The following is an 8160-nucleotide window of genomic DNA, read 5'->3' on the forward strand; positions in this document are numbered from 1 at the left end:
TAATATCGTGGAAGATACACGAAAAACCCGGCTCGGCGCTGTCGCCGGGCCGGGCTGGGAGCCGGATAAGAGCGGCCTCACCGCGACGCGCCAGCGTCGCCATCAACACAGCGTCGCCATAGGCACTGCCGAGCAGGCGCTGCGGCGGCTGGAGCTCACCATCGTGCGGCGCCTGGACGGGTTGCTGCAGGGGGCGTACCAGGGGCTCCTTCCCGGTCCTGGAAGCGAGTTCGGCGACAGCCGGGTCTACGTGCCCGGCGAGGACGACATCCGGCGGATGGACTGGGCGGTGACCGCCCGTACGACGGTCCCGCACGTGCGGGACCTGGTCGCCGACCGGGAGCTGGAGACCTGGGCGCTGGCGGACCTGTCGCCCAGCATGGACTTCGGCACCGCCGACATGGAGAAGCGGGACCTGGTCGTGGCCGCCATCGGGGCGATCGGCTTCCTGGCGGGCCGGATCGGAAACCGCTTCGGCACGTACGTCCTGCACGACGAGTACGTCCACCGGATGCCCGCCAGGAGCGGCCGCCCGGCACTGTACGGCCTGCTGCACTCGCTGATGGAGGCTCCCAGAGGTCGTGCCGTCGCCGACGCCCCCGACCTGGCCGAGGCGATCGAGGTGATGGCCTCGGCACGGCGACGGCGCGGCCTGCGAGTGATCGTCTCCGACTTCCTCGACCCCGAACCCACTCTCGATCCCACCCTGGAACTGCCCTGGGAGCGGCCGATCCGCAGGCTGGCCGCTCACCACCAGGTAATGGCCGTCGAGGTGATCGACCCCCGCGAGCTGGAGCTGCCGGCGGTCGGACTGGTCAACCTGACCGACCCGGAGTCGGGGCGGAGCCGCCAGATCCAGCTCACACCCAAGGTCCGCCGGGCGTACGCGGAGGCCGCCGCCGCGCAGCGGGCGGCCAACCAGACGGCGCTGCGCCGCTGCGGGGTGGCCCACCTGGTACTGCGCACCGACCGCGACTGGGTCTTCGACATCGCCCAGTTCGTGCTGCGGCAGCGGCGCATGGCGTACCTGACCCATAGGCACCCGAGGTCGGGAGCGACACGGTGACTTTCCTCTCTCCGGCCTGGCTGTGGCTGTTCGCCGCGCTGGCGCTGCTCGTGGCGGGCTACGTGGCCGCCCAGTTCGCCCGGCGCCGCTACGCGCTGCGCTTCACCAACCTGCCGCTGCTGACGCTGGTGACCCCCCCGGGGCCCGGCTGGCGGCGGCACGTCGCCCCGCTGCTGTTCTTCGTCATGATGGGCCTGCTGATCGTGGGCGCGGCCCGTCCCGCCGATTCGGTGCGGATCCCCCGCGACCGTGCGACGATCATCATCGCGCTGGACGTCTCGCTGTCGATGGAGGCCGACGACGTCCAGCCGAACCGGATCGCCGCGGCCAAGGAGGCGGCCCAGAAGTTCGTCGCGGACCTGCCGGAACGCTTCAACGTCGGGCTGGTCGCCTTCGCCCGCTCCGCCTCCGTCGTGGTCTCCCCCACCACCGACCACCAGGCGGTGAGCACCTCCCTCGGCAACCTGAGCACCCGTGCGGGCACCGCGATCGGCGAGGCGGTGTTCAGCTCCCTGGACTCGTTGCGCTCCTTCGACCAGCAGGCGGTGACCGACCCCCCGCCGGCGGCGATCGTGCTGCTGTCCGACGGCGACAACACCTCTGGCCGCTCGGTGGCGGAGGCGATCGAGTCGGCGATGAGCTCGCGTGTGCCGGTCTCCACGATCGCCTACGGCACCCAGGAGGGCACCGTCTCGATCGACGGGCGCGACGTGAACGTGCCGGTGAACAAGACCACCCTGCAGACCTTGTCGGACGGCACGGGCGGCCGGGCCTACGAGGCGGAGTCCGGCAGCCAGCTGCGGGAGGTGTACGAGCAGATCGGCACCTCGCTGGGCTACCGGACGGTCAACCAGGAGGTCACCCAGTGGTTCGTGGTGGCGGCGATCCTGACCGGGCTGGTGACCGCCGGGGTGGCCCTGCTGCTGGGGTCGCGGCTGCCCTGAACCGGTCCCGGCCATTGGTAACGTTCTACGACGTGGCACATTACTTCGAGGAGCGTCCCGAGACCGCCGGCCGTCCCGGCTCGGTCACGCTCGTGCTCCCCGACCTTCACCTGAAGCTGGAGACCGACAGCGGGGTCTTCTCCGCCGAGCGCGTCGATGTGGGCACCCGGATCCTGCTGGAGAGCGTGCCTCCGCCGCCGTCCGGCGGCGACCTGCTCGACCTGGGCTGCGGCTACGGGCCGATCGCGCTGACGATGGCCTCGCGCGCCCCCGAGGCGACGGTCTGGGCGGTGGACGTCAACCGCAGGTCCGTGGAGCTGTGCGCCAGGAACGCCAGGTCCGCCTCCCTCGGCAACGTGAGGGCGATGCATGTCGACGAGGTTCCGCCCCAGGTGCGGTTCTCCGCCATCTGGTCCAATCCGGCGATCCGCATCGGCAAGGCCGCGATGCACGAGATGCTGACCCGCTGGCTGTCACGCCTCACCCCCGACGGCGTCGCGCACCTGGTGGTCCAGAAGCACCTGGGCTCGGACTCCCTGCAGCGCTGGCTGAACGAGCGGGGCTGGCCCACCGAGCGGGTGGCCTCCCGCTCGGCGTACCGGATCCTCCGGGTGGAGGCCGGGTCGCAGGCGGACTCGGCGCGGTGAGCAGGGTCATCCCGGCGGGCGGGACACGAGCCGCCCGAGAGACGAACGAGGAACGACGAGGAACGGTGAACGACCGATGACGGCGAACCCGCGCAGGCAGCTGCGCCCGACCGATGTCAAGCGCCTCAACCGCACCTGGCGGAGAAACACCGAGGGGCGGCTCGCGCTGATCCTGGAGTCGGTGACCGGCCCGTTCAACGTCGGTTCCATCTTCCGCACGGCCGCCGCCTTCGGGGTGGAGCGGATCTGGCTGGCGGGCAACGCCACCCCGCCGACCAACCCCAAGGCGCAGAAGACCGCGCTGGGCACCGACCGCCTGGTGGCCTGGGAGGAGCCGGTGCCCGTCCTGGAGGCCGTCCGGGCGGCCAGGGACGACGGGTTCACCGTGGTCGCGGTGGAGTTGACCGGCGACGCGGTGCCCCTGTCCGAGGCCAAGCTGGACGGCGACGTGTGCCTGGTGGTGGGCAGCGAGGATCACGGATGCTCCCCCGCGCTGCTGGAGGCCGTCGACGGCGTCTGCTACATCCCGCAGGTGGGCCGGGTCGGCTCGTTCAACGTCTCGGTCGCGGCGGCGATCGCGGTGGCGGAGGCCCGCCGCCAGGAGTGGTCGGGCAAGGCGCTGCCGGAGGACTGACCATCACCGGGACGGGCGCCCGCTCTCATCCGTGCTCGAGCCGGTGCCCGGACCGATGGCCGCGCGCCCTTCGGCCCCCTGCCCGTCCCGCCGCTGCCCGTCGTGCCCCCGGGCACCGTCGAGCGGGACCTTCTCGCCCCCGTAGATCCTGCTCATCCTGGCGCGAAGCCTGGCGAGCCGGCGGTGTCTCCCGGCCGCGGGGATCCCCTCCTCGTCCTCGACGGCCGCGTGGACGGTCGGGACCGGCCTCTTGCCCCGGATGAGAGCCTCGATGCCCTCGTTGGGCGGGACGTGCACCTCGATGTAGTCACCCAGCGGCCGACGTTTGATCACACCGGTCTCCACGCCGTGGCCGATCTGCGCGGCGTCGCGGCGCTGCAGGCCCAGGCAGATCCGGTAGGTGATGTAGTAGGCCAGGGCCGGCCCCAGGAAGATCATGACGCGGCCGGTGTAGGTCAGCGCGTTCAGCGAGAGGTGGAAGAACGCCGCGATCTCGTCGTTCGACGCTATCAGCCACAGGATCCCGTAGAACGTGATCGCGGCCATGCCGATCGAGGTGCGGTGCGGGTTGTTGCGGGGACGGTCCACGACGTGGTGCTCGCGGTGGTCTCCGGTGACCCACGGCTCGATGAACGGATACAGCGCCAGGCCCGTCATGATGATGCCCATCGGCACCAGCGCCGGGATCAGCACGCTCAGCGGCAGCGTGAAGCCCAGGAAATTGATCTCCCAGGAGGGCATCAGGCGGAGCGCGCCGTCGAGGAACGCCAGATAGAAGTCGGGCTGCGAGCCCGCCGAGATGTTGGCCGGGGTGTAGGGACCGTACAGCCAGATCGGGTTGATCTGGGCGAAGGTGCCCAGCAGCGCGATGACGCCGAAGGTGAACATGAAGAAGGCGTTGGACTTGGCGATGAAGGACGGGTAGAAGGGCCCGCCCACCACGTTGTCGTTGGTGCGGCCCTTGCCCGGCAGTTGCGTGTGCTTCAGCACCCAGGTCAGCATCAGGTGGGCGGTGATCAGCGCCAGCAGGACGCCCGGCAGGAGCAGGATGTGTATCGAGTAGAACCGGGAGATGACGTCCTCGCCGGGATACTGGCCGCCGAAGAGGAAGAAGGTGAGCCAGGTGCCGATCACCGGAAACGAGATCATCGTGCCCGCGGTGATCCGCAGGCCGACTCCGGAGAGCAGGTCGTCGGCCAGGGAGTAGCCGGTCAGCCCCTCGGCCAGGGCCAGCGTCAGCAGCAGCACGCCGATCACCCAGTTCAGCTCCCTGGGCTTGCGGTAGGCGCCCATGAAGAAGATCCGGAGCATGTGCGCCATCATCCCGGCGACGAACAGCAGGGCGGCCCAGTGGTGCATCTGCCGCATCAGCAGGCCACCGCGCACATCAAAACTGATGTTCAACGTCGAGGCGTACGCCTCGGACATCATGACGCCCCGCAGCGGGCCGTAGGAGCCGTCGTAGACGACCTCGCCCATGGTGGGCCTGAAGAAGAACGTCAGGAACACACCGGTCAGCAGCAGGACGACGAACGAGTAGAGCGGGATCTCACCGAGCAGGAACGTCCAGTGATCAGGGAAGATCTTCCGCAGGTTGCGCTTGAGAAAGGGGGCGGCGCCGAGGCGGTCGTCGACGAAACCGCCGACGCCCGCCACGGGCTTCGGAATGCTCCCGGCGCTCATGCGCGGCCTCCGTTCTCGTGGACCTCGGTCTCGACGTCGTGCTCCCGTGAACCGAGAACCAGCTGAAGCGGCGAGGCCTGCCGTGGACGACCAGGTATTTTTCATCATCCATGGCGATGAACAAGCCGGTGAACAAGCCGAGGCAAAGACTCGCCGATCGGCTCCGTTCCGGGGTCTTGTGACCCAAATGTTCATCTGCTCGCGATGACGAGCCCTGCTCACAGGGGGCATACTCCTGCACGTGCAGCGTCGTTACCCTTTCCTCGACCATCCCGCCCCACTTGCCTTCGCCCACCGGGGCGGGGCCGCCGAGGGCAGGGAGAACACCTTCGCCGCCTTCGAGCGGGCCGTCGAACTCGGCTACACCTACCTGGAGACCGACGCGCACGCCACCTCCGACGGGGTGCTCCTGGCCTTCCACGACCACACGCTGGACCGGGTGACCGACCGCCGGGGACGAATCGCCGCGCTGCCGTACCGGCTGGTGCGCGAGGCGCGGATCGGCGGCGTGGACGAGATCCCGTTGCTGGAGGACCTGCTGGGCTCGTGGCCCGAGGCGCGCTTCAACATCGACGTCAAGGAGGCGGCGGCCATCGCGCCGCTCGCCGAGGTGGTCAGGCGGACCGCCTCCCACAACCGGATCTGCCTCACCTCCTTCTCCGAGGAGCGACTCGCCCGCGCCCGCGCCGCGATCGGTCGCGAGGTGTGCTCCTCGCTCGGACCACGCGGCGTGGCGGCCCTGCGCGCCGCCGCCACCACCTCCGGGTACGGCCGGCTGCTCGCCCGCCTGGCCCGCGCCGGGGTGCCGTGCGCGCAGGTGCCGGTGGGCTTCCGCGGCCTGCGGATCGCCACGCCCGCCCTGGTCCGCACGGCACACGCGCTCGGCATGCAGGTCCACGTGTGGACCGTCAACCACACCGGGGTGATGGAACGCCTGCTCGACGCGGGCGTGGACGGCCTGATGACCGACAACATCTCCGGACTGCGCGACGTGCTGGAGGCCCGTGGCCAGTGGCACCCCGGCCGTCTCGCCGCATGAACCGCATGAACCGCATGAGCCGCGCGGGTGGCGCGCGGGCGCGTGACCGCCGGCACAGGCGCGGCCCCGCGAGAGCACCGACCCGGCCACCGCGCGCGTGCCCTCTCGTGGCGACCTGAGCGCACGACGGCGCGAGCACCCCTTCCCCCGCCCCCCAGCGAACCGAGGACCCCCATGACCTCCGAACAGGTCGTCGAGGAAACCCCCCAGGCCCGCCGTCGCGAACAGCGCGGCTGGTACTTCTACGACTGGGCGAACTCCGCCTTCCCCACCACTGTCCTGACGGTCTTCCTCGGCCCCTACCTGACGACGATCGCGGAGACCGCCGCCCAGGGCCGCCCTTATGTGGACGTGCTCGGGTTCGACGTGCGGCCCAGCGCCTACTACTCCTTCGTGGTGGGCAGCGCGGCCATCCTGCAGATCATCCTGATGCCCGTGGCGGGCGCCCTGGCCGATCACACCGGCCGCAAGAAGGAGCTCATGGGGCTGTTCGCCTACCTCGGCGCCGGCGCCACTCTCTGCTTCTGGTTCGTCGCCGACGGACGCTACCTGCTGGGCGGCGCGCTGTTCCTGGTGGCCAACGTCGCCTTCGCCGCCGCATTCGTGATCTACAACTCGTTCCTGCCGGAGATCGCCACGGCGGACGAGCGCGACCGGGTCTCCGCCCAGGGATGGGGTTTCGGCTACCTCGGCGGCGGCCTGCTGCTCGCCTTCCACCTGGCGCTCTTCCTCAAGCACAAGTCCTTCGGCGTCACCGAGGGCGAGGCCGTGCGCATCGCCCTGGCCTCGGCGGGCCTGTGGTGGGGCGGGTTCACCGTCATCCCGCTGCTGCGGCTGCGCAACCGGCGGGCGCTCGCCCCCGGCGCCGAGACGGCCGCTCAGGCCGTGACGGGCAGCTTCCGCCAGCTGGGCCGCACGATCAGGGAACTGCGGCGCTACCCGCTGACCCTGGGCTTCCTGGTCGCCTACCTCATCTACAACGACGGCGTGCAGACCGTCATCTCCTTCTCGGCCACCTACGCCGACAAGGAACTCGGTCTTGACCAGACCGTGCGGATCGCGGCGATCCTGATGGTGCAGTTCGTGGCCTTCTTCGGAGCGCTGCTGCTCGGCCGGCTCGCCGGCTCGTACGGGGCCAAGCGGGTCGTGATGGTCGCGCTGATCGCCTGGGTCGCCGTGGTGGCCGTGGCCTACTTCCTGCCCAAGGGGTCGGCGGGGCCTTTCTTCGCGCTGGGATTCGCCATCGCGATCGTGATGGGCGGGACGCAGGCACTGTCGCGGTCGCTGTTCTCACACGTGATCCCGCGGGGCAAGGAGGCGGAGTACTACAGCCTGTACGAGATCAGCGACAAGGGCTCGACGTTCCTCGGGTCGTTCACCCTCGGCCTGGCGCTCCAGCTGACCGACAGCTACCGCCTGGGCATCATCTCTTTGGTGATCTTCTTCGTGCTCGGTTTCGTGCTGCTCGCCCTCATCGACCTGCCCAAGGCCATCAGAGCGGCCGGAAACCAGGTGCCGGAACGCCTCTGAGAACGCCCCGGAAAAGGGTTCCTTCACAGACCGGGTCAAGAACGTGCGATTGGATCACCCTGTCTGTGGGAATCCACACACGGTATCAAGCGTTGTACGCCGTGGGAGACGAACCCCTCACGACGGGGCCCTCAGGAGGCATTCAGACATGGGCGAGCGTGCGCTACGCGGTACCCGGCTCGGGGCGACCAGCTACGAGAACGACCGCAACACCGATCTGGCCCCGCGCCAGGAGGTGTCCTACACCTGCCCGAAGGGCCATCGATTCGACGTTCCGCTTGCCGCTGAGGCCGAGATCCCGGCGACCTGGGAGTGCCGCATGTGCGGTGCGACCGCCCTCCGGGTGGACGGCGAGGTGCCGGAGGCCAAGAAGGCCAAGCCCCCACGCACGCACTGGGACATGCTGCTGGAGCGCCGCACGATCGAGGACCTGGAGGAGGTGCTCAACGAGCGCCTGGCGATTCTACGCGCCCAGCGCCGCAAGAGCGCCTGACTGATTCGAAGGGACGGTGACCTTCGGCCCCCGGGCCTGGGGGCCGAATACCGACGAGGTGTTCGTTCCCGCGGGTCCCTTCACGATGGGCACCGACACCCTGTCGTGGGCCTACGACAACGAG

At 69.8% G+C, this 8160-nt stretch carries 8 protein-coding genes; 7 read left to right on the forward strand and 1 reads right to left on the reverse strand.

The window, feature by feature from the left end; all coding sequences use genetic code 11:
* Positions 1-118 precede the first annotated feature (118 nt).
* The 4 genes from ABZ260_RS41010 to ABZ260_RS41025 all read left to right on the forward strand — a co-directional run bounded on the left by ABZ260_RS41010 (position 119) and on the right by ABZ260_RS41025 (position 3291).
* Complete coding sequence (locus ABZ260_RS41010) at positions 119-1066, forward strand: DUF58 domain-containing protein (RefSeq protein WP_355628507.1); 948 nt, start codon at positions 119-121, stop codon at positions 1064-1066.
* Entirely contained in the window at positions 1063-2010 is a 948-nt protein-coding gene (locus ABZ260_RS41015; protein WP_355564941.1) for a VWA domain-containing protein, read from the forward strand. The genes ABZ260_RS41010 and ABZ260_RS41015 overlap by 4 nt, the downstream gene beginning before the upstream one ends.
* A 32-nt stretch (positions 2011-2042) precedes the next feature.
* Positions 2043-2657: a methyltransferase gene (locus ABZ260_RS41020; RefSeq protein WP_355628492.1), complete on the forward strand. Its 615-nt coding sequence runs from the start codon at positions 2043-2045 to the stop codon at positions 2655-2657.
* Between the two features lie 76 nt (positions 2658-2733).
* Positions 2734-3291, forward strand: coding sequence for a TrmH family RNA methyltransferase (locus ABZ260_RS41025; RefSeq protein ID WP_355628495.1), 558 nt, complete (start codon positions 2734-2736; stop codon positions 3289-3291).
* 3 nt (positions 3292-3294) lie between these two features.
* Here the strand turns inward: ABZ260_RS41025 and ABZ260_RS41030 are convergent, their stop codons facing one another.
* Positions 3295-4974 carry a ubiquinol-cytochrome c reductase cytochrome b subunit gene (locus tag ABZ260_RS41030; protein ID WP_355628498.1) on the reverse strand — a complete coding sequence of 560 codons (1680 nt, stop codon included), beginning with the start codon at positions 4972-4974 and terminating at the stop codon, positions 3295-3297.
* Positions 4975-5215: 241 nt separating this feature from the next.
* Here ABZ260_RS41030 and ABZ260_RS41035 point away from each other — a divergent pair, with 241 nt between their 5' ends.
* The 3 genes from ABZ260_RS41035 (at position 5216) to ABZ260_RS41045 (ending at position 8036) form a co-directional block, all read left to right on the forward strand.
* Complete coding sequence (locus tag ABZ260_RS41035; RefSeq protein WP_355628501.1) at positions 5216-6013, forward strand: glycerophosphodiester phosphodiesterase; 798 nt, start codon at positions 5216-5218, stop codon at positions 6011-6013.
* Positions 6014-6055: 42 nt separating this feature from the next.
* A complete protein-coding gene (locus ABZ260_RS41040) occupies positions 6056-7543 on the forward strand; it encodes an MFS transporter (protein WP_355628504.1) in 1488 nt (495 codons plus the stop codon).
* A gap of 148 nt (positions 7544-7691) precedes the next feature.
* Complete coding sequence (locus tag ABZ260_RS41045) at positions 7692-8036, forward strand: RNA polymerase-binding protein RbpA (RefSeq protein ID WP_030904469.1); 345 nt, start codon at positions 7692-7694, stop codon at positions 8034-8036.
* Positions 8037-8160 lie beyond the last annotated feature (124 nt).

Source organism: Streptosporangium sp. NPDC006013, assembly GCF_040614275.1.
Taxonomy (GTDB): domain Bacteria; phylum Actinomycetota; class Actinomycetes; order Streptosporangiales; family Streptosporangiaceae; genus Streptosporangium.

Bases quoted from the DNA above. Each gene is read 5' to 3' on its own strand.
- ABZ260_RS41045 (WP_030904469.1), top strand. From the start codon at position 7,692: ATGGGCGAGCGTGCGCTACGCGGTACCCGGCTCGGGGCGACCAGCTAC.
- ABZ260_RS41025 (WP_355628495.1), top strand. From the start codon at position 2,734: ATGACGGCGAACCCGCGCAGGCAGCTGCGCCCGACCGATGTCAAGCGC.
- ABZ260_RS41030 (WP_355628498.1), bottom strand. From the start codon at position 4,974: ATGAGCGCCGGGAGCATTCCGAAGCCCGTGGCGGGCGTCGGCGGTTTC.